This window comes from Beutenbergia cavernae DSM 12333 (assembly GCF_000023105.1).
In the GTDB taxonomy this organism is placed as follows: Bacteria; Actinomycetota; Actinomycetes; order Actinomycetales; family Beutenbergiaceae; genus Beutenbergia; species Beutenbergia cavernae.
Map to the genome: position 1 here is coordinate 1715636 of NC_012669.1, position 20719 is coordinate 1736354.

Here is a 20719-nt window from a genome sequence, read left to right on the forward strand (position 1 = left end):
ACGAGAGCTGCTCGCCCGTGCTGAGTTAGGAGCCAAAGGTGGCGACCAAGACGGTGTTCTACTCCTTCCACTACGAGCGCGACGTGAACCGCGTGCAGCTCGTCCGCAACATCAACGCACTCGAGGGTCAGCCGCTGCTCAACGCCCAGGGCTGGGAGGCGGTGCGCCGGCGTGGCCAGCAGGCCGTCGTCGACTGGATCGACGACCAGATGCGCTACAAGCGCGCCGTCGTGGTTCTCATCGGGCAGGATACCGCTGGACGGCCGTGGGTCATCTATGAGATCGAGAAGGCATGGGAGGACAAGAAGCCGCTGGTCGGGGTCCGCATCCACGGACTCTCGTCGTTCGGCAGCGCCGATCGCGCCGGCCCGAACCCGTTCGACGCCGCGTCCGGCGTCAGCGGAATTCCGGTGTTCGACCCCACCGTCACGGGCTGGCGCGGGGACATCGACACGAAAGCGACCTACTCGAACCTCGTCGACAACCTGGAGTACTGGGTCGCGCAGGCGAAGGCCCGCGCGTGGTGAGTGAGGAGTGCGAGTTCTGTGAGATCGTCGACCGCGACGATCCCGACGTCCGCGAGATATACCGGGACGAGAGCGTCGTTGCATTCTTCCCGACCGAACCCGCGGCCCTCGGCCACGTGCTCATCGTGCCGCGCCGCCACGTGCCCGACATCTGGAGTCTCGAGCCCGACGAGGCGGCCGATCTCTCACGGGCCGCCCTTCTCCTGGCTGACGCAATCCGCGAGGCGGTGACGCCCGAGGGGCTTAGCGTCATCCAGTCCAACGGCGACACCGCGACACAGACCGTGCCGCACCTTCACATCCACCTCGTGCCGCGATGGAAGGACGACGCGATAGGCCCGATCTGGCCGGTGGGGACGGACTTCTCGGAGGTCTCGAAGGAGGCAGCGATGCTCGATGTCCGCGACGCAGCGGAGCGTCTACGATCCTTTACCGAGCTGCCGATCGCGCCGGAGGACCGGCGCAAGCACCTCGACTACATTCAGGCGGTGGTCACGAGGCAGTCGGCCGCGTCTTCGTCAGCGAAGGGATGGCTGCTGCCTATCGTGACCGCCACGTTCGGTTTCGCGATCACGCAACACACGTGGCCCCTCGCGGCGCTTGGCATGGTGGCAGTGGTGCTGTTCGCGTACCTCGATGCCAACTACCTCCGGAGTGAGAAGCGGTTCCGTCGTCTGTACGACACAGTGGCACGGTCCACCCGCCGGGTCCCGCTGTTCACGCTCGACCCGGTCGATGCCGACGAGATCCTCGCGAACGACGCGCCCGCGATGTCGAAATGGAAGAAAGCGGTTCACACTTACCTACCCAAATGGTCGATTTGGGCCTCGTGGTCGATCGCCCCGTTCTACATTGCATTGCTCCTGCTTGGCGTGGGGGTGCTGATCGCGTCAGCCTCATGAGGGCTACGCCGTTCGTCCAATTCCGGAAGTAGTCGCCGGGGGCAGCCGATTGGGCGCCATCGCGACGAGCGCATTCGGATCGCTATGCCCCCCCGGTCTCATGTGCGGCGTGACTTCTGAGAGGATGAGGTACTTGTCGCCGCCTTCAGCATTCTACCGGGGGTCAAAGCGCCTGGCGAGCCAGCTCGAAACTTCGATTGCACAATCGGCCCACTTCAGCGCGTGACCAACCGTTACGCGCTCACCGTCGCCGTGGGCAATCTTTGTTCGTGCCTTGACGAGTGCCCCGAGCTGATCGGCCCTCAGGGAGTCGGCTTCTCCAAGCCAGTCGGCTAGTTCATCGCCCCAGGTAGGGTCGAAGGTGCGTACAAAGTCCACGAGTTGCTGTGGCCGAGCGCCTTGGCCCGATCGGAGACCGGACGACACTCTCCGATGTGGTCGAGCAGGTGCCACGGCGCGGCAATGCTCGTCCGCAACATCGTCGCGGACCGCCTCAACTAGGCCAGCCGACCTCACTGCAAGGTACCTCGCGAGGTGAGTGGAGGTGCTTTCTCTCTCGTCGAGCGCACGGACAATTTCGCAAAGTTCCTTAAACTCGAGTAGCCGCTGGGTTACTCCCACGGGGGGCCAGTGGGGAGTCACGGTCCGTCCTAGGACGCGAATGCTGCCGCAGCGAGACTGAGGCGGTCTCGCACGGCATCGTTGTCAGCGGTCGAGCGTGTCGTAACTCGCGCGAACTCGTCACTCCCTTTGAGGGCTGAGATTGCGGAAGCGACCGCAGCGGGCTCGCGACCCTGAGCGAGCTTACGCATTAGGCCCACAATAATCGCTTCGGCTTGGGCTGCGTTCACCTGGCCGACCTCCCCGCGGCGCAGGGCGCCGCGTCCCGCGTCTCTCTCCAGGATGACCGTTGCGCGCCGGAAAAGATCGGCAGCGTCGTTTGGCAACTCTCTTGCATTGCGGTAGGCGGCGCTGAAGTTGTTCAGGAAAGACTTGAGCGGTCGGGCGTATTCAGGCGCATGCAGATACAGGGCGGCGATCCGCATGACGAGCTCGTGGTCGCGAATCCGCTTGTTTGGCGGCCCGAAAAGCGCCCGCCAGGCCGGGAAGCTATTGAGCTCTTCGACCAATACCATGAGCGGTCCCGCGAAAAGTGCGACGCGGATCTCGTGGGGGGTAAGTTGGGTACCTCCGGAGTTCAGGCGCTCAAAGATTCGATAGATGGCATCGTTGACCTCCGTAGAGCCGTCGGTTGACACGATCGTCGCTTGCATGAACGAATCGTCGAGTGCCAATTTAGATGCTTCGCCTAGTGTCTTGTAAGTCCGCCCGCGGAAATCGGCGCTGACGTTCTCCAGGGCGAACGGACGGGCATTGTGTGTGCCTGCGTAGAAGCGTCGCAGTGTCTCTAGGCGCTGCTGGCCGTCGAGAACGAGCATGACGTTGTCGGTTTGCTTCACAAGGAAGATCCCTGGGACGGGATACCCGAGGAGCAGGGATTCGATGAAGCGGTCCATCTGTCCTTTCGTCCAGACGAATCCTCGCTGGAAGCCAGCGGTCGCATTCGCGGGGTCGTCGACTCCGAATTGAGGAACTCTCATACTTCCGCGCTCCAGGCGCTTTACGAGTCCGTCAACGGGATAGTCCTGAGTGCTGTAGGTGACCGCGGGCGGTGCTTCGTCGCCGTCCACGAGGTCCTCGAGCTCGAAGTCGCTCAGAGTGCGGTCCAGCAGGTCAGCGGAACGCTCGCCCGATTCCGGTGAGTCGTCTGCGTCGCTGGTCATGTCGGCGAACGTACCGCAAGAGGCTGGCTTGTGGCGGCTCAAGACGAGACGCGCGTGCGGGCGACGGGCTTGCACGGCCGAAGTCCTCGAGGGGCCCGCGGCTGTGGATCGGGTGGGGGCCGATGTGTCACAGCTGTCGACCTGGGTCTGGCGTGCAACGGGCGTGCAGCGAGGACCCCTTCGCGGCTCCAGGACTTTGCCCGGGCAAGCTCGGAGAGCCGCGCCGCCGGTCAGGAGTTGTCCCGGCCAACGAATCACTGACCTGAGCGCCGGCGCGCTCGCTAGGCCCGGCGTCCGACCGTTGACGGAGACGCAACGCAGGGTAGGATTCGACGCGATGCGGCTTAAGTATCCAATATGTGGATGCGACGCCCAGCGCGACGCAGGGCGATCGGGGACTTCGCGAAGGGGCGACACCATGACCACATCGATGACGCGACGGACAGTGCTGCGTGGAGGCGTCGCCGTCGGCCTGGCCGCAGGGGCCGCGGCAGCCACAGCCGGCACGGCGGGCGCGGATGCGGGAAGGGCCAGCGGGCACGGCCGTCCGCGAGCCTTCCCGGTCGCCCGCTACGGCGCCCGCCCCGACGACGGCCGCGACGACACCCACGCCATCCAGCGCGCCATCGACGCCGCCACCGCCCATCGCGGCCCCAGCGTCGTCGCCTTCGAACGCGGCACGTACACCCTCACGGCCACCGAGTTCGAGGTCCTGAAGGTCACCGGCGCCAGCAACCTCACGATCCGCGGCGCCACGGACCGCCGTGGCCGCCCCGCCACGACCCTCGAGGTCAACCTCCCGCTGCAGAACAAGCCGCCGAACGGCGTCCACCTGTCGCTGCTGTCGTGCACGGACACCACGGTTGAGAGCCTCGTGCTCGACTACAATCCGCGCTTCGGCACCTCCGGCGTCATCGTGAGCGTGGACACGGCCAACGACGCCGTCGAGGTCGACGTCTTCGACGGCCTCCCGCACTTCGACGGCATGCGCTGCTACTCCGCCAACAGCTGGGACATCGCCACAGGGCGGATGCACCACGTGCCGGCCCTCACGATCGGCACCGGCGAGAGCACGTTCACCAACACGTGGACCGCCGTCCCCGGCGGTGAGGGTCGCCGCTACCGCATCGCCGGCTTCGGGTTCACGCCGTACGTGAGCGTGGGCGACGGCATGAACTGGCACTTCGGCATCGACGGCCCCAAGAACCTCCAGATCATCGACTGCGTCGACACCCGCGTCGAGAACGTCGACTTCCCCAACGCCATCGGCATGTGCTGCCTCGCCGGCTACAACACCAATCTCACGCTCCGCCACATCCGCATCGCGCCGACCAACGGCGCCCTCGCCGTCGGCCCCCGCGACGGATTCCACCTCTCCAACAGCCGCGGCACGCTCGTCGTCGACGACTTCGACGCCAAGGGCGTCCGCTGGGACCCGCTCGTGCTGCGCTCCACGCTCGGCGAGATCACAGCCGTCGACGGCGCCCGCCGCGTGAGCGTGCTGTACCCCGCCGGCGCGGTGCCGATGCCGTACGAACCCGGCGACGTCGTCACGTTCTGGTCCGGGGACGAACCCGCGGAGCGCACGGTCGCGAGCGTCGACCGCGACGACGCCGGCACCACCGTCACGCTCGACCTGGACGGCGACGTGCCGGCGAGAGCGGTGGTCGGGTCGACGCTCACGTGCAGCGCCCACGAGTGGACGACGGCGACCATCCGCAACTCGACGTTCACGGACAACTTCGGCACACCGCTCGTCATCATGAACCCGCACGTGACGATCGAGGACTGCACGTTCGTCGACAACGCCTACCAGGTGATCGGCCTCGGGACGACGAGCTCGGGCTCCGGCCCGTTCGCCCGCGACATCACCATCCGCGACAACACGTTCCGCAGCTCGGGCTGGATCAAGAAGTACCCGAAGCACCTCGCCAGCGGCGCCATCACCACGCTCTGCAACAACGGTCGGTTCGACCTCGAGGCGTACAACTCCGACATCACGATCACCGACAACGTCTTCGAGGACATGGCGGAAGAGCCGTTCCAGGCGGCGGTCGAGGTGCGGCACGCGCGGCGCGTCCACATCGCCGGGAACACGTACCGGAACGTGAGCCAGCGCGTCGTCGTCGACCCGGCCACCACCGGCGAGATCACCAATGAGGACGGCTGAGGCCGCGGGCGGCGGGCACCCGGGCGACGGCGCCTGTCGGGAGACCGGTGCGCCGGCATCGCCCGACCCGACCCCTCAGTAGGGCAACGCGCCGATCGCACCGCGTGTGACGCGAAGCTTCTTGCGCGACGTCGCGACCGAGGTCGACTGCCAGACGTTGGTCGCGGTGATGTAGTTCGTGTAGAAGTAGTCGGGCCCGGCGGCGCACCGCAGGTAGCCCTTGTAGGGCTGGCACTTCGCATAGCCGGAGCCGTCGTCCTCGTTGGGGCTGGCGGGGATGCCGATGTAGCTCAGCAGGGTCGGGTTGCCCGCACGTCGGTCCGGCCATGACGTCCTCCCCGTTCCACCCGACGCCGTGCCGTAGCTGGACATGGACGGAACGGAGAACTCCGTGGCCACGTGATCCTGTTCGGGGACGTCCTGGTCCCGCGCCACGCGCGAGGCATAGCCGCAGTGGACGTCCCCGGCGAGGAACACGGGGCTGAAGTCAGGATCGGAGGCGCGCCGCGCGGCGATGGCATCGGTGACGAGTCCGCGTTCGGCATAGGTGTTCCACGTTCCGGCAACCCTCGGGTCGGTGGCGGAGATCCGATAGCTCGTGATCGGGCTGACGACCCCGAGCGCGGTCCAGGTTGCGGAGGCTGTCGCGATCCTGTTGAGCACGCGGTTCCGCTGCGCCACTCCGAAGAGCGTCGGCGTCGCGTGGTCGAACCGCGTGCGGTACTGACGCATGTCGGGGACGATCAGGTCCAGGTGCCGTCCCCAGCGGATGTCGGTGCGCTCCACCTCCGCGACCAACCGCGTCGTTCCAGGTTCCACGACCGGGCGCGCCGACCGGGTGGGCATGTTCTCCCAGAGGGCACGGAGCGCGTTGTTCCAGCGGTCGATCACCCCCTGCGTGCGGTCCGCGACCTCGCCGCCGTGGACGTCATTGATGAACTCATGGTCGTCGGGCACGTAGAACATGGGCTGCGTCCGACGGACCCGCTGGATGTTGTCGCGCTCGAGGTAGGCGCCCCAGCGCCTGCGGTAGTCGGTGATCGATCGGCACGCGTCAGTCGTCGGGTCGCCCGGGATCTCAGCCGGGATCGTGTTGGCGTGGCTGCTTTCGTAGATGTAGTCGCCGAGGTGGAGGACGAAGTCCATCGGGTTCTGCTCGAGGTGCGTGTACCCCGGCCAGTAGCTCGTCCCCGTGAGTTCCGTCGCGTAGGACTGGCAGCTGATGACGGCGAAGCTGGCGATGACGTCCGCATCGGGTGCGGGACGGGTTCGCGTGGTCCCGACCCAGGTCTCAAAGCCGTCGACGGCGAACCGAAAGTAGTAGGTGGTCCCCGCCTGGAGGGGCCCACCGCCGGGCGCGGTCTTCACATCCACGTGCGCCGACCAGCAGTCCGTCGCGGTGACAGTGACGTCGCCGTCGTAGAGGCTCGTCGCGTCACTCGTGGCACCCTCGTGCGTCGTCGCGACCCGCCAGTGGACGGAGATGGACGACGGCGCCCCCGCCATCCCGAAGTCCGTCGCGGTGGGCTCGGGCGCGAGCCTTGTCCAGAGGATCACGGAGTCCTCGGTCGGGTCGCCGGAGGCTGAGCCAAGCTGAAACGGGTTGCTTGCGAATGTGACGGCAGCTGCGGGCGCGGCGGCCGCGAAGTCGGTGACAGCGGCGCCGGCCGCCGCTCCAGCGGCAGCCAGAAAGCTTCGACGGGATACGGACATGGGTGAGCTCCCTTGCGAGGTGGGGGTCATCGAGGACCGAGCCGGAGCGACATCACGTCGGAGCACGGCAGGAGATGGCACTGCCTGGCTCATCGACGTTCCTCGCAGGTGGGTCGGCGTAGGACGGTCGCATAGCCGAGCCAGTGCATCGCGGTCGCCTTTCCCGACGGCCCGAGGTTGACGCGGCGGGAGGCGATCCTTGCGACTCGACGCCGAGCATGGTGGCGACGCTACGGGCGGTGCCAGAGGCTGGGGAAGGCACGATCCGACGGAGCCACCTGGACGATTCGATGGTGGCTCACCCCGGTGGCCTTGCGATCCCACCGCATGGGTCACCCCGCGACGGGTCCAGGACCACGCTTGCCCCCGGGTGCGCGACGGCGGCGTCAAAGCGCGTTGGATGGCGGCTCTGTCGTCGACGCCGAGCCGGCCGCGGCTGGGCCGCTTGCCTGACCTCCGCCGGTGGGGGCGACCACCCCGAGACGCAGCGGACGATACGACCAGATCGACCACGCTCCCGGAGAACACGGTTCTTCCGTCGACGAAACGACCAGATCGACCACGTTCTCGGAGCACAACTCCTCCGGAGACGGAACGACCTCCACGACCAGCGTCGGCGTGCGCCTAGGAGGTCAGCCCGCGACCCCGGGCCACGGGCGCTGCCCCCAGAACCCGCCCGGCGCGAACAGCTCGTCGACGCACGACGACAGCAGCCCCGCCTCCAGCAGCAGGTCCAGCAGCGTGTACCGGCTCCGGATCGTCAGCGCCCGCCAGTACGTCGTCCGGAAGCGGTCTAGGTCCAGCCCGATCTGCGCCGGGTGCGTCACGGCTCCCACCGTGGCAAGCCGCGACTCGATGTCCGCCGCCGGCAACAGCTGCGCACGCAGCAGCGGCGCCAGTGTCGGCCACAGCGACACCATGTCCGTGAGCCGCGACCGCAGCGCCGAGGCCGGGACGTACTTCGCCTCGCTCTGCGCCAGCGCCGCGACCTCCACCTCCGGTGGCAGCCCGGCCCCGCGGATCCGGGACGCCATCTGCTCCCACGTGGGCCACGCGGCCACGGCGGCGTCGACGTCGAGCGCACCGAGGTCACGCCGCAGCACCACCTCGTACAGCGCGCACATCGCGATCGTGCCTAGACCCACCTTCATCCCGTGCGACAGCGGCGGCTCGGCGTCGCGCCCCAGCCCCTCCATCTCCCACAGGTGCGAGAACTGGTGACCGGCGCCGGACGCCGGGCGCGAGGACTGGTGCGCCTGCATCGCGAGCCCCGACATGAGCAGCCCCTCGGCGAGGCGGCCGACGGCGGCGAGGTCCCCGGCGGCGAGCCCCGCCGGGTCCGCCAGCGACGCCCGCAGGGGGCCCTGGACCAGGTCCCACACGCCGCGGTCGATGGGCTCGACGCCGAGCGCGTCGGCGATCATCCAGTCCGCCCCGGCCGGGACCTTCTCGATGAGGTCGCCGAGCCCGGTCGCGGTGAGGCGCTGCGGCGCGTCGGCCATGACCGACACGTCGGCGACGACGGCGGCCGGCGCCGGGCAGTACTGCGTGATCTTGAACCCGTCCTTCGTGATGGACGCGCCGTACGCGGCGTACCCGTCCATCGATGCCGCCGTCCCGACCACGAGGTACTCGCGCCCCAGCTCGCCTGACGCCAGCTTCACCAGGTCGTTGAGCGTGCCGGACCCGACCACGACCGGCACGGCGTCGCTGCCCCGCAGGTGCTCCCGGATCAGCGACACGTTCTCGTACGACGCGTACACGGTGGGCGTCGCCGGCAGCACCAGCGGCGGCGCGAGCGACACGCCGGCCGCGCGCAACGACGCCGACACCTCCTCGCCAGCCACCGCCCACGTCGTGCCGTCCGCCACCAGCTGGGCGGAGGAGTCCCCGAACGTCTCCGTGAACACGGCGCCGGTGCGCGACAGCACCCCCACCCCGGCCTCGAGCGCGCGCGTGTCCGACGCCCCCGCGAGCGCCGTGGCCAGCACAGTCATCGCGTCACCGCGCCGGGCAGCAGGTGGTCGACCCGCTCCAGCAGGAGGTCCGGCTGGAGCTCGGCCGGCAGGGCCTCCGCCTCGGCCCGCGTCGAGTCCCCGGTGAGCACCATCGCGGAGGCCATCCCGACGTCGGTCGCCATCCGGATGTCCGTCGGTAGCCGGTCGCCGACCATCACGCACCGCGAGAGCGAGACATCCAGCCCGGCGAGCGCGGCATGCACCATCGCGGCGTCGGGCTTGCCCACGTTCTTGGTCAGCGTCACGCCGGTGCTCGCCTCGATCGCCGCCACGACCGCCGCCGCGTCGGGCTCACCCCGGCCGCCCGGCAGCGGGCAGTACGGGTCCGGGTTCGTGGTCACGAGGATCGCCCGCTGGTGCATCCACAGCGCGTCGAACGCCACCTGCAGCTTCGCGTACGTGAGCGTCCGGTCGTAGGAGGCGATCACGACGTCGACCCGCGACGCGTCATCGCTCACCTCGAAGCCGGCCGCGAGCAGCGCGTCCACGAGCGGCCGCTCCGCGATCGGGAACACGACGGCGTCCGGGTGCTCCCGCTCGAGCCACCGCACCATCGCCACGACCGTGTTCGTGACCTCCTCGAGCTCCGCCTCCAGGCCGAGCCCGCGCAGCTTCGTCACGTACGCCTCGGGGGAGCGGGTCGGGTTGTTCGACACGAACCGCACCGGGAGGGAACGACGGCGCAGCTCGGCCAGCAGGTCCGCCGCACCCGGGAGCAGCTGGTCGCCCAGGTAGATCGTGCCGTCGAGGTCGAACAGGTACGCGTCGTACAGCTCGTCGGCGCGCGGCCGCAGCGTCGCGGCACGGACGGCGTCCCGCGTCTCGGCGGTCAGCACGCCCCGGTCCCGGCCTCGTACGTGTCGATCTCCGCCACCTTCGGCGCGGACGCCGACGTCGGGTCGAACGTCAGCGTCAGCCACTCCTCGGTGAGGGCGCGCGCGAGCTCCAGCCCGATCACCCGCTGGCCGAGGCAGAGCACCTGGGCGTCGTTCGACAGCACCGACCGCCGCACGGAGTAGACGTCGTGCGCCGTGACGGCCCGGACGCCCTTGACCTTGTTCGCGGAGATCGCCACGCCGAGCCCCGTGCCGCACACGAGCAGCGCCCGGTCCGCCTCGCCCGCGGCGACCCGGCGCGCGGCCTCGAACGCCACGCTCGGATAGTTGGCGCCGTCGTCCGCGGCGGGTACTCCGACGTCCACGACGTCGCTCACCAGATCGCTCACGAAGAGATCCTGCTTGAGCGCCTCCTTGTAGTCGAACCCGGCTCCGTCCGAGCCCACCACCACGCGCCATGCCATGGCCGTTCCTCCTCGTCCGCGGGCGGGACGTCGTCCCGCGCCGTGCAGCTCTCTCGGCGACGACGACGGCGTCCGCACCTTGGCTGGTAAAACTCTCACAGACGGATTCGTGAACGCAAGGTCGTCTCGGCGTTGTCCGGACGGCGTGCGTGGCGGGGTCGGCGCCCCGTCCGGGCCGCGCAGAATCGCTGGTGAGAGGGCGGGGACGTCATCCCCCAAGTGGCGCGCGCCGGAGCCGGGCGCATCGTCCCGACGAGGTCCGGTCGCCGTCGCGGTGGTGAGACGTCCTTGCGCGCCGACCGACTCGAGGGATAACTTTCACGGACCGCGAGCCCGGGTGTTCCAGGACGCCGTAGCCGTCGCCACGGCCCCGGCGCGCGCCCGTTCGAAGTCACCCATCCGCAGTGCCGCGAGGAAGGCAGGACGTTGGCCCACCAGGACGTGATCGCGGCGCCGCGCCCGCCCGCGACCGGAGCGCGGGAGGCCGCCGATCGGCGCCGCGGACGACGCCGGCGCGACAGGCGCGAGTACGCCCTGTTCGCGCTGCTCATCTTCCCGAACGCCGTGCTCATCCTGACGTTCGAGTACTGGCCGGTGCTCTACAACGCGTTCCTGTCGATGACGAGCTGGAACATGATCTCGGGCACGCCCCAGTGGGTGGGATTCGCGAACTACGTCGACCTGCTGACGAGCCCCAACTTCCACCGGGTGCTGCTGAACACGGCCGTGTTCACGGGTGCGGTGGTGATCGGGAGCGTCGTGCTCGGCCTGCTGCTGGCGCTCCTGTTCAACCAGAAGCTGCACCTGCGCGGCGTCGTCCGGACGGCGGCGTTCTCGCCGTACGTCATCAGCGGCGCCGCCGTCGCGACGCTCTGGCTGTTCCTGTTCGACCCGAACTACGGGCTCTCGCGCCTGCTGTTCTCGCTGGTCGGGGCGGACTCGCCGCGCTGGGTCACCGACGCCCAGTGGGCGATGCCGGCGCTGATCATCGCGTACCTGTGGAAGGGCATGGGCTTCGTCGCGATCATCTACCTCGCCGGCCTGCAGGGGCTGCCCGAGGAGTACGACGAGGCGGCGCGCATCGACGGCGCCGGCCGCTGGGCGATCTTCCGCAGGATCACGCTGCCGCTGCTGTCGCCCGTCACGTTCTTCGTCATGGTCATCACGATCATCGGCACGTTCCAGGCCTACGACCTCATCGCCGTCATGACCGGCGGCGGGCCGGGGATCGCGACGACGACGCTGTCGTGGTTCATCTACGAGCGCGCCTTCAAGGCGTCCGACGCCGGGGGCGCGGCGGCCGCGGCGATGATCCTCTTCGTCATCCTCCTCGCGGTCACTGCCCTGCAGAACGCCTACTCCCAGCGCAAGGTGCACTACCAATGAGCGCAGCGATCCCGCTCCTGAAGGAGGGCCAGGACGACCCCGCCCTCGACGGCCCGCCGCCGCCCCGCCGGCGCGGTGCGATGACCGACTCCAGGCTCCGCCGCGTGCTGCTGTACGCCGCGCTCGTCGTCGCCGGGCTCACGTTCCTCGTGCCTGTCTACTGGCTGTTCTCCTCGGCGGTGAAGGAGAACTCGGACATCTACCAGTACCCGCCGCAATGGCTGCCGTGGCCGCCGGTCATCGAGAACTTCGGCGACGCGTGGGCCGCCGCCCCGTTCAACCACTTCCTGGTGAACTCGCTGATCGTCACGGTGGTCGGGGCGTCGATCAAGCTCGTCAACGCGTCGCTCACGGCGTACGCGTTCGTCTACCTGCGGTTCCCCGCGAAGAACCTCGTGTTCCTGCTCATGCTCGGCTCCCTCATGGTGCCGGGGAACGTCACGCTCATCGTCAACTACATCACGATGGCCAACCTCGGCTGGATCAACACCTACCTCGGACTGATCCTCCCGAGCGCGGGGAGCGTGTTCGGGATGTTCCTGCTCCGGCAGTACATGCTGACGCTCCCGTCGGACATCACGGAGGCGGCCGCCGTCGACGGCGCCGGTCACATGCGCAAGCTGTTCCAGATCGTCCTGCCCATGTGCAAACCAATGCTCGTCACGGTGGGCGTGATCGCCGTCGTCGACATGTGGAACGACTTCATCTGGCCGCTCATCGTCACGAACACGGTCGAGATGCGCACGCTCCCGATCGGGCTGCTCTACCTCCGCTCGGCGGAGGGCTACAACGACTGGGGCGCGATCATGGCCGGCACCGTGATCGTGGCCCTGCCGATGCTCGTGCTCTTCCTGTTCACGCAGCGGCACATCGCCCGCGGCCTCACCGCCGGCGCCGTCAAGGGATGAGCGTGCCGCACGCCCCGGACACCCCGCCTCGAAAGGACACACCCATGACCCGCAGTCCCTTCGGTTCCCCGAGCCGCCGCACGTTCCTCGGCCTCGGCGCGGCCGGTCTCAGCGCGCCCCTCCTCGCCTCGTGCGCGGGCGGCGGCTCCTCCGGCGAGCTGGGCTCGGTGGACCTCAACGTGCCGTCCGCGTTCTCCGGCCGCGAGGTGAACATCGCCGTGTGGAGCTCGATGAGCGGCAACAACGGCGAGGTGCTGCAGGGCCTCGTCACGCAGTTCAACGAGTCCCAGGAGGACATCTACGCCGAGCTGCAGTTCCAGGGCGCGTACGAGGAGGCCGGCCCGAAGGTCACGGCCGCGCTGCAGGCCAAGGCCGTGCCCGACGTCATGATGTTCGCCGACACGTGGTGGGCGCGGTTCATGCTCAACGACGTGCTCGAGCCGCTGGACGACTACTTCACCGACGACTTCAACGGCGACGCGTACCTGCCGTCGCTGTTCCAGGAGGGCGTCGTGGACGGCAGCACGTACTGGCTCTCGTACGGGCGCAGCACGCCGCTCTTCTACTACAACAAGGACCAGTTCGCGCAGGCCGGGTTGCCGGACCGCGGGCCCGAGACGTGGTCGGAGCTGCTGGAGTGGGCGCCCGCCCTCAACGCCATCCAGGTCTCCGGGAAGGCGCTCGCGACCCACGCGTTCAGCTCGGGCGACGACTGGCCGTTCATGGCGCTGATCTGGGCGTTCGGCGGCCGGATCTCCGACGGGCTCGACGTGCAGATCGACGGCGACGCTGCCGTCGAGGCGGGCACGTGGGCGCAGGACTTCGTGTTCGAGCACGGCTACGGCTACCTCGCCCAGGCACCGACGACCGACTTCGGCGCCGGCGTCGTCGCGACGACCGTCGGCTCGACGGCGTCCCTGCGCGGCATCTACGAGGAGTCCGACTTCGAGGTGGGCGCGTCGTTCCTCCCGCAGGAGGTGACCACCGGCGTGCCGACCGGCGGCAACGGCTTCTCGATGTTCAGCGGTGTCCCGGACGAGCGCAAGCAGGCCGGCTTCGAGCTGCTGACGTTCCTCGGCCGGCCGGACAACGCCGCCGCGTGGACGCTAGGCACCGGGTACCTGCCGATCGTGACGGCGTCGCAGGAGGAGCCGGAGCTCGCCCAGGTGCTGGCCGACGACCCGAACTTCTCGGTGGCCGCGGACCAGCTCGAGCTCGCGCAGCCCACGGACGCCGTGCGCATCTTCGTCACGGACTCCACGAGCACGATCATCGGCGGCATCCAGGAGGTCCTCTCCGACCGCAGCAAGGACGTGGCGACGACGTTCGGCGGCGTCGCCGGCCAGCTGCGGCAGGGCGCCGAGGACATCCAGGACTCCTACGACCGCTGGTACGGCTGAGCACCGGCCGCGACCTCCCGCCCGCCCGACCCACGACCGAAGGAGACCGAACCCGCATGCCCGTCATCGCCGTCGGCCACCGGGGAGCCGCAGCCCTGGCCCCCGAGAACACGCTCGCCTCGTTCGCGCGAGCGGAGGAGATCGGGGTCAACCAGCTCGAGCTCGACCTCCAGACCAGCAGCGACGGGCACGTCGTCGTCATCCACGACGCGAGCGTCGACCGGACGACGAACGGGACGGGCGCCGTCGCCGACCTGACGTTCGAGCAGCTGCGGGTGCTCGACGCCGGCGACGGGGCCACGATCCCGACGTTCGCCGAGGTGCTCGACGCGACGAGCGTCTCGCTCCAGGTGGAGATCAAGGCCACGACGGCGATCGAGCCCGCCGTCGAGCTGCTGCGGCAGCGTCCCGAGGACGCCCGGCGGTGCGAGCCGACGTCGTTCGACGCCGCGACGGTGGGTCGCTTGGCCGAGCTGCTGCCGGACGCGTGCGTCGGGCTCATCCGCAAGGTCGCCGGACCCGACGTGCTCGACGAGGCGGCCTCGCTCGGCGCCCGGCGGGTGCTCGTGGGCCTCGAGAGCGCCGACGAGGCGTTCGTGCGGGCAGCGCGGGAGCGCGGGTTCCGGGTGGACCTGTGGCCGATCCGCACCGCCGACGACGTACGCCGGGTCGTGGAGCTCGGCGCCGACGGGTTCACCCTCGACGACCCGCGGCTGGTCGCCGACGCCGGGTTCCGGATGACGCCGGACGGGCTCGTCGGCGTCGACGTCCCCGCCCGGTCCTGAGGCCGGGCGGCCGCGATGGGAGGCTCCGGCGGGCCGTACGTCCTGGGGCTCGACTTCGGCACGGAGAGCTGCCGCGCCGCGGTGTTCGACGTCGCCGGTCGCGCCGTCGGCATCGCCGCCGTCCCGTACCCCACGGGCTACCCGCAGCCCGGGTGGGCGGAGCAGGACCCGCAGCATTGGTGGGAGGCGGCGTGCACTGCTGTGCGACGCGCCCTGGCCGAGTCCGGGCTGAGCGGGAGCGAGATCGCGGGGCTGGCGTGCGACGCGACGTCGCTCACGCTCGTGGCGACGGACGCCGCCGGCACCCCGTTGCGCCCCGCGATCCTGTGGATGGACGTGCGCGCCGTCGAGCAGGCCGCGCGCGCCGACGCCTCCCGCTCGACCGCCCGCCGCTACAACGGCGGCGGCACGATGCCGGCGAGCGCCGAGTGGTACCCGTTCAAGGCGGCCTGGCTCAAGGAGCACGAGCCGGACGTGTACTCCCGGGCCGCGCACCTCGTCGACGCGGCCGACTGGATCACGTTCCGGCTCACGGGTGAGTGGACCGTCAACCTCAACTCCGCCGCGCTGCGCATGTACTACGACGGCGACAACGGTGGCTGGCCGGAGGACCTGTACGACGACGTCGGCGTCGGCGACGTGCTCGGCAAGCTCACCGGGCCGGTGCTGGCGCCGGGCGCGCCGGTGGGCGAGCTGACCGACGACGCCGCGGCGGCACTCGGCCTGCCGGCGGGCGTGCCCGTGGCCCAGGGCGTGATCGACGCGTGGGCCGGCCAGATCGGTCTGGGCGTCCTGGCACCCGGCCGCATGGCGCTCATCACCGGGTCCTCGCACGTGTTCACGGGCCAGTCCGCCGAGCCGATCTCCGGCCCGGGCTTCTTCGGCGCGTACACCGACGGCGTCGTGCCCGGCGAGTACACGGTGGAGGGCGGCCAGGCCTCGACCGGCTCGGTGCTCAAGTGGTTCGTGGAGCACTTCGCTCCGGACGTCCGGTCCGCCTCCGCGAGGAACGGCACGAGCCCGTACGACGTCCTGAACGAGCGCGCCCGCCACCTGCCGCCGGGAGCCGAGGGCGTCGTCGTCAACGAGTACTTCCAGGGCAACCGCACGCCGTACACGGACGGCGACGCCCGCGGGATGATCTGGGGCCTGAGCCTGCATCACGGCCCGGAGCACGTGTACCGGGCGATCCAGGAGGGCGTCTGCTACGGCACGGAGCACATCCGTCGCGTCATGGCCGACGCCGGGCACGAGGTGCACGCGATCGTCGCCGGGGGCGGGGCCACGCGCAGCCGGGACTGGATGCAGATGCACGCCGACGTCACGGGCGTGCCGATCACGCTGACGCACGTGCCCGACGCGACGGCGCTCGGCACGTGCGTGCTCGCGGCAGCAGGTGCCGGGTTGTTCGGCTCGGTGCGCGACGCCGCGGCTGCCATGGTCCGCACCGCCGACGTCCTCGAGCCCGATCCCGACCGGCACGAGGAGTACGGCTTCTTCGTGGACCGCTACGTCGAGGCCTACCCGCTGCTGCGCGAGCCGATCCACGCCGTGGCCGCCCGCGTGGCGGATCAGGCCTCCAGCGCCTGATCCTCGCTCGCTCGGGCCGCCTTCACGATCCGCGTGGGCACGTGCTCCGAGACAGCCGCGACGAACTCCGGGTCGTCCGGGTCCGTGAGCAGCAGCTCGTCGAAGTCGCGGGTGGGCGCCAGCCGGTGCAACGCCGTCCGCCGGATCTTCGTCGGGTCCATGAGGAGCACCCGCTCGTCGGCCGCCGCCATCATGGCGCGCTTCATGAGCACGATGTCCTGGTCCTGGTGATAGGTCTCGTCCGGCGTCATCGCCGACGTGCTCAGCACCGCCAGGTTCGCCCGCAGCCCCTGCGTCATCGCGACGGCGTCGATGCCGAAGAACGCGTCGTGGACGGTGCTGTACCGACCGCCGATCATGATGAGGCTGACGCCGTCGCACGAGCGCAGCGTGTGCAGGATGGGCTGGTAGTTCGTGATGACGGTGAGCGGCACGTCGTCCAGGCGCGCGATGCGGCGCGCGAGGAACACGTTCGTCGACGACGTGTCGAGCATGACCGACATGCCGGGCTCGATCCGCTCCAGCACGGCCTCGGCGAGGGCGTCCTTGTGCTCGGACTGGTAGTGCAGGCGGAACGCCGAGCTGCTCTCGAACACGGACGACGCCTTCGCGGAGACACCGCCGTGGAACTTGCGGATCAGCCCCCGCCGCGCGAGCTCGTCCAGGTCACGGTGCACGGTCATGATGCTGGCGCCCGAGACCTCGGTGAGCTCGTGCGGGGTGGCCACCCCCTTGGCGAGGACGTAGGAGGCGATGAGCTCCTGGCGCTCCTGCCGGGCGCGGTCCCGTGCCGAGGGGCGCCGGCCGGCGTGCGACGAGCTCATGGATCCGTCTCCGCTCCCGGACTCCGCGTCCGGAGCCCAGTTTATGGTCAGCCCACGGCGACGTGGGGCCGAAGCCCCAGCACCTCCAGCCGAGCGGCGAGGTCGCGCAGCGCGTCGGCCTCGAGCGTGGGGACCGGGCGCGCCGCGCGCGGCGACCCACCGCGCAGGATCGCCACGGCCGCCTTGATCGCCGACAGCCCCGTGGCGCCGTCGGCGAGAGCCGCGATCTCGCCGATCCGCGCCACGGCGGCCGCCCGCGCGTCGTCGTCGCCCGCCTCCAGCGCCGCCCGCAGCAGCCCCGGTTCGATGTTCTCGAGCCCGCTCACGAAGCCGTCCGCGCCCGCGGCCCGGTACTCGAGGACGGCGGCGTCGTCGGTGCCACGGAGCACCGTGAACGACGGCGACCGCAGCGCGAGCAGCTCCGTGAAGTACTCGCGGGAGGGGCCGCTGTCCTTGATGCCGACGACGTTCTCGTGCTCCGCCAGCGTCGCGACGAGGTCCACGGTCAGCGGCACGTGCGTGTTCTGCGGGATGTTGTACAGCACCACCGGCACCGCAGCGGCGTCGGCCGCCCGCCGGAAGTAGTCGAGCAGCCCCGCCGGGGTGGTCGCGTAGTAGAACGGAGCGCACACGGCGACGTGCGTGACGCCGTCGGCCACCCGCCGCAGGTTGCGGCGCGTCCGCGCCCACCCCGCGCCCCCGACGCCCAGCACGATCTGGCCGCCCGCGTCCCCCACCTCCGACAGGACGACGTCGACGAGCTCGTCGGCGACGGCGTCGTCGAGCACCGGCAGCTCGCCGGTGGTCCCGAGCGCCATGAGTCCGTCGACGTGGGGGAGGACGGCACGGACGTGAGCGGCGAGGACCTCACGGTCGAGGCGCTCGTCGTCGGTCAGGGGCGTGACGATCGGGCAGATGACGCCGGTGGGGCCGGCGTGGTTGCTGCTCATGCGTGGACGGGAACCTCTCGGAAAGCGTGCAGACGGTGGAACGTGAGGTAGTTGGCGTCGTGGTGGTTGTGCGCGGTTCCGCCCGGTTCGTCCCAGGCGGTGCGGGAGAGGACCAGCAGGTCGCCGTCCTCGATGAACCAGTCGACGTACTGGAAGCCGTGCGTGACGTCGTCCGCGTGCTCCAGCACGGGTGCCGACACCCGCCAGGTCCGCAGGTCGGCCGACCGGGCCAGCGCCAGCGTGTTCCGTGCCCGCAGCCCCCGCGACCGCGCGGCCGGGTCGGGGACGTGGTTGACGAGCGAGACGTAGTCGCCCGTCACGGGGTCGCGCCGGATCGCGAACTTCGTGATCCCGCCCGGCATCTCGATGAGGTCCGCCTTCGGGTCGAACGTGGCCCGTGTGCCGTCCGGACTCACGTGCACGATCGCGCCCCACGTGACCCGCGGGTCGGCGCTGTCCACGCGCAGCACGTCGACGAGCTCGCCCTCCGGCGTCACGACCGCGTTGCCCTCCAGCCACGCCCGGAACCCGTCCGGCAGCCACGCGTTCTCCCGCGCGAGGGCGTTCGTGGATGTCCACGACGCCGCGTCGAGCAGGTCCGCCCCGAGCGGCGCGGACATGACGAACGCCGCGAACCGCTCACCCCAGCCCTCGCCCCCGGACGCGTCCTCCATCGCGCGCCAGATCCGCCCGTCGTGCTCGACGAACGGCATCGGCGCCGTGTGGAACTGGCCCTGCCGCAGCAGACCCGTCCGCGGGGAGTCCGGCGTCGTCCACGTCCGCCCGCCGTCGTCGGAGCGCCGGATCACGACGTCGCCGTACTCCGTGGTCGTCCCCAGGATGTACAGGGCGCCGCCGTGCACCAGGAGGCTCGACCACCACTGCCCGGCGAGGTGCGCCCGGTGGCGCCACGTGGCGCCGTCGTCGTCCGAGGCGTACACGTGCGTGTCGCTCCACGTGGAGCCCGGCCCGAACAGGTCGTGGCTCGCCAGGAGCGTGCCGCCCGGCAGCCGCACGAGCGACGGCGAGCCGATGTACGCCTGCGTCGCCGCGGGGGAGTGCGCGACGACGACGCCGGGCGGCGGCTTCACCGTGGTCGTCCCGTTCCGTACCGCGTCCGTCGTCACGCCTGATCGAGCACCCACTGCTCCGCCTTTCGTTGCTGGTCGGCCAGCTCGGCCGCCAGGTCGTAGCTCGCGCCGCCGAGCGCGCGCGAGATGATCGAGGCCATCCACGGCCGGAACGTCCGGAACATGAACTCGGGGAAGAACGCGTTCCGTCCGGCCTCCGCGGCGGCGATGAACGCCGGCGCGTACGGCGTCAGGTCGGTGTCGACCCAGTCCGCGTCGCGCCAGGTGGGCAGCTCCTGGTACTCCTCGTACAGGAACCGCTGGCCCTCGGCCCCGCTGAGCAGCTTGACCGCCTCCCACGCGAGGTCGGTGTCCCTGGCGGCGGACGCGATCGCGAACTCCGTGGCCGTGACGTAGAACGTGTGGCCTTCGGTGTTGCGCACGCCCTCCGTCACCACGAAGCGGTCGACGAGGCCGTTGTCCTGCGCGGTCTGCATCGCCGCCGGCGCGACGGACATGTTGATCGCCACCGTGTTGTTCTCGGTGCCCCAGTTCTCCGCACCCTGACCGATCTCGAACCCGGGCGGCGCGAACTCCGCCGTCGCGATCATCTGCTCGATGCCGCTGCGCACCTGGTCGGTGTCGAACGCGAGCCGGGCCGGGTCGTCCGGGTCGACGGTGCCCAGGTCGATCCCGCGGCCGAAGTAGTACAGCATGATGTGGCTCGCGGCCCGGGGGTCGTAGTACATCCCGTAGCACTGCTCGCCCGTGCGGGGGTTCGTGCCCGTCAGCCGCGGGAGCTTCGCGACGACGTCGTCGATGTCCGGGATCGTGCCCGGCGGCTCCACGCCGAAGTCCTCGAACAGCTGCGCGTCGTACGCGAGGCTCAACGTGTTGAGGATGCCGGGGGAGGAGATGTACGTCGACGGCGCGGGGTCCCACGGCGGGTACATGATGCGCTCGAGCGGCGGGGCGAAGATCGCCTCGATGTAGTTGTCCGCCCAGGAGTCCCGCTCGTAGTACGGCGTGAGGTCCGCCAGCAGACCCTGCCGGAAGAACGGGTACACGGTGCTCATCTGGATGATGTCCACCGAGCCCCCGAGCAGCATCGTCTGCACCTTCGAGTTGGTGGAGTTCGCGTCGCGACCGGGGACGTCGACGGCGACGACGCCGTCCAGCCCCGCGTCGCTCAGGAAGTCGTTGAGGCCCCGGATCTCCCGGCCGGTCCGCGGGTCGATGCCGACGTTCGCCGCGAACGTCGTGAGGCCGACGCGAGACCCGCCGCCCGCCGTCGCCCCGCATCCCGACAGGAGAGCCGCGCCGCCGAGCGCGGTCGCCGCCGCGGACGTGGAGAGGAAGGCTCGCCGGGACAGCTGCCGTGAACGCATGTGC

The 20719-nt window shown here is 70.1% G+C and carries 17 protein-coding genes; 8 read left to right on the plus strand and 9 right to left on the minus strand.

The window, feature by feature from the left end; all coding sequences use genetic code 11:
• Positions 1 to 38 precede the first annotated feature (38 nt).
• A complete protein-coding gene (locus tag BCAV_RS07540) occupies positions 39 to 527 on the plus strand; it encodes a TIR domain-containing protein (RefSeq protein WP_015881994.1) in 489 nt (162 codons plus the stop codon).
• Complete coding sequence (locus BCAV_RS07545) at positions 521 to 1429, plus strand: HIT family protein (RefSeq protein WP_144016741.1); 909 nt, start codon at positions 521 to 523, stop codon at positions 1427 to 1429. Before BCAV_RS07540 ends, BCAV_RS07545 begins: the two co-directional genes overlap by 7 nt.
• Before the next feature lie 650 nt (positions 1430 to 2079).
• Here the strand turns inward: BCAV_RS07545 and BCAV_RS07550 are convergent.
• Positions 2080 to 3213: a DUF262 domain-containing protein gene (locus BCAV_RS07550; RefSeq protein WP_015881996.1), complete on the minus strand. Its 1134-nt coding sequence runs from the start codon at positions 3211 to 3213 to the stop codon at positions 2080 to 2082.
• A gap of 418 nt (positions 3214 to 3631) precedes the next feature.
• Here BCAV_RS07550 and BCAV_RS07555 point away from each other — a divergent pair, with 418 nt between their 5' ends.
• Positions 3632 to 5383 carry a right-handed parallel beta-helix repeat-containing protein gene (locus BCAV_RS07555; protein WP_015881997.1) on the plus strand — a complete coding sequence of 584 codons (1752 nt, stop codon included), beginning with the start codon at positions 3632 to 3634 and terminating at the stop codon, positions 5381 to 5383.
• Between the two features lie 75 nt (positions 5384 to 5458).
• On the opposite strand, the gene BCAV_RS07560 is transcribed toward BCAV_RS07555, so the two are convergent.
• The 4 genes from BCAV_RS07560 to BCAV_RS07575 form a co-directional block, all read right to left on the minus strand.
• Positions 5459 to 7189 (minus strand): alkaline phosphatase D family protein, encoded by a 1731-nt coding sequence (locus tag BCAV_RS07560; protein ID WP_083769985.1) that lies wholly within the window; start codon positions 7187 to 7189, stop codon positions 5459 to 5461.
• Positions 7190 to 7728: 539 nt separating this feature from the next.
• Positions 7729 to 9093, minus strand: a complete 1365-nt coding sequence (locus tag BCAV_RS07565; RefSeq protein ID WP_015881999.1) for a sn-glycerol-1-phosphate dehydrogenase — start codon at positions 9091 to 9093, stop codon at positions 7729 to 7731.
• Positions 9090 to 9950, minus strand: a complete 861-nt coding sequence (locus BCAV_RS07570) for an HAD-IIA family hydrolase (protein ID WP_015882000.1) — start codon at positions 9948 to 9950, stop codon at positions 9090 to 9092. The genes BCAV_RS07565 and BCAV_RS07570 overlap by 4 nt, the downstream gene beginning before the upstream one ends.
• Positions 9944 to 10414 carry a ribose-5-phosphate isomerase gene (locus BCAV_RS07575; RefSeq protein WP_015882001.1) on the minus strand — a complete coding sequence of 157 codons (471 nt, stop codon included), beginning with the start codon at positions 10412 to 10414 and terminating at the stop codon, positions 9944 to 9946. Before BCAV_RS07575 ends, BCAV_RS07570 begins: the two co-directional genes overlap by 7 nt.
• A gap of 426 nt (positions 10415 to 10840) precedes the next feature.
• Between BCAV_RS07575 and BCAV_RS07580 the strand changes: the two genes are divergently transcribed.
• The 5 genes from BCAV_RS07580 to BCAV_RS07600 are packed head-to-tail and all read left to right on the plus strand — an operon-like array spanning position 10841 to position 16483.
• A complete protein-coding gene (locus BCAV_RS07580) occupies positions 10841 to 11800 on the plus strand; it encodes a carbohydrate ABC transporter permease (protein WP_015882002.1) in 960 nt (319 codons plus the stop codon).
• Complete coding sequence (locus BCAV_RS07585; protein WP_015882003.1) at positions 11797 to 12708, plus strand: carbohydrate ABC transporter permease; 912 nt, start codon at positions 11797 to 11799, stop codon at positions 12706 to 12708. The genes BCAV_RS07580 and BCAV_RS07585 overlap by 4 nt, the downstream gene beginning before the upstream one ends.
• Before the next feature lie 44 nt (positions 12709 to 12752).
• Positions 12753 to 14108, plus strand: coding sequence for an ABC transporter substrate-binding protein (locus BCAV_RS07590; RefSeq protein ID WP_015882004.1), 1356 nt, complete (start codon positions 12753 to 12755; stop codon positions 14106 to 14108).
• 56 nt (positions 14109 to 14164) lie between these two features.
• Positions 14165 to 14893: a glycerophosphodiester phosphodiesterase gene (locus tag BCAV_RS07595; protein ID WP_015882005.1), complete on the plus strand. Its 729-nt coding sequence runs from the start codon at positions 14165 to 14167 to the stop codon at positions 14891 to 14893.
• Positions 14894 to 14908: 15 nt separating this feature from the next.
• Positions 14909 to 16483 carry an FGGY-family carbohydrate kinase gene (locus BCAV_RS07600; RefSeq protein ID WP_015882006.1) on the plus strand — a complete coding sequence of 525 codons (1575 nt, stop codon included), beginning with the start codon at positions 14909 to 14911 and terminating at the stop codon, positions 16481 to 16483.
• Here the strand turns inward: BCAV_RS07600 and BCAV_RS07605 are convergent.
• Genes BCAV_RS07605 through BCAV_RS07620 form a run of 4 tightly spaced genes read right to left on the minus strand, consistent with a single transcriptional unit; the run spans position 16465 to position 20715 of the window.
• On the minus strand, positions 16465 to 17307 hold the full coding sequence (locus tag BCAV_RS07605) for a DeoR/GlpR family DNA-binding transcription regulator (protein ID WP_015882007.1): 843 nt from the start codon (positions 17305 to 17307) through the stop codon (positions 16465 to 16467). The two genes, BCAV_RS07600 and BCAV_RS07605, sit on opposite strands and share 19 nt — an antisense overlap.
• 47 nt (positions 17308 to 17354) lie before the next feature.
• A complete protein-coding gene (locus BCAV_RS07610; protein WP_015882008.1) occupies positions 17355 to 18257 on the minus strand; it encodes a dihydrodipicolinate synthase family protein in 903 nt (300 codons plus the stop codon).
• Positions 18254 to 19384: a sialidase family protein gene (locus BCAV_RS07615; protein ID WP_015882009.1), complete on the minus strand. Its 1131-nt coding sequence runs from the start codon at positions 19382 to 19384 to the stop codon at positions 18254 to 18256. Before BCAV_RS07615 ends, BCAV_RS07610 begins: the two co-directional genes overlap by 4 nt.
• The gene (locus BCAV_RS07620) at positions 19381 to 20715 is read right to left on the minus strand and encodes an ABC transporter substrate-binding protein (RefSeq protein ID WP_015882010.1); all 1335 of its coding nucleotides are present in this window, start codon (positions 20713 to 20715) and stop codon (positions 19381 to 19383) included. The genes BCAV_RS07615 and BCAV_RS07620 overlap by 4 nt, the downstream gene beginning before the upstream one ends.
• Positions 20716 to 20719: the final 4 nt, after the last annotated feature.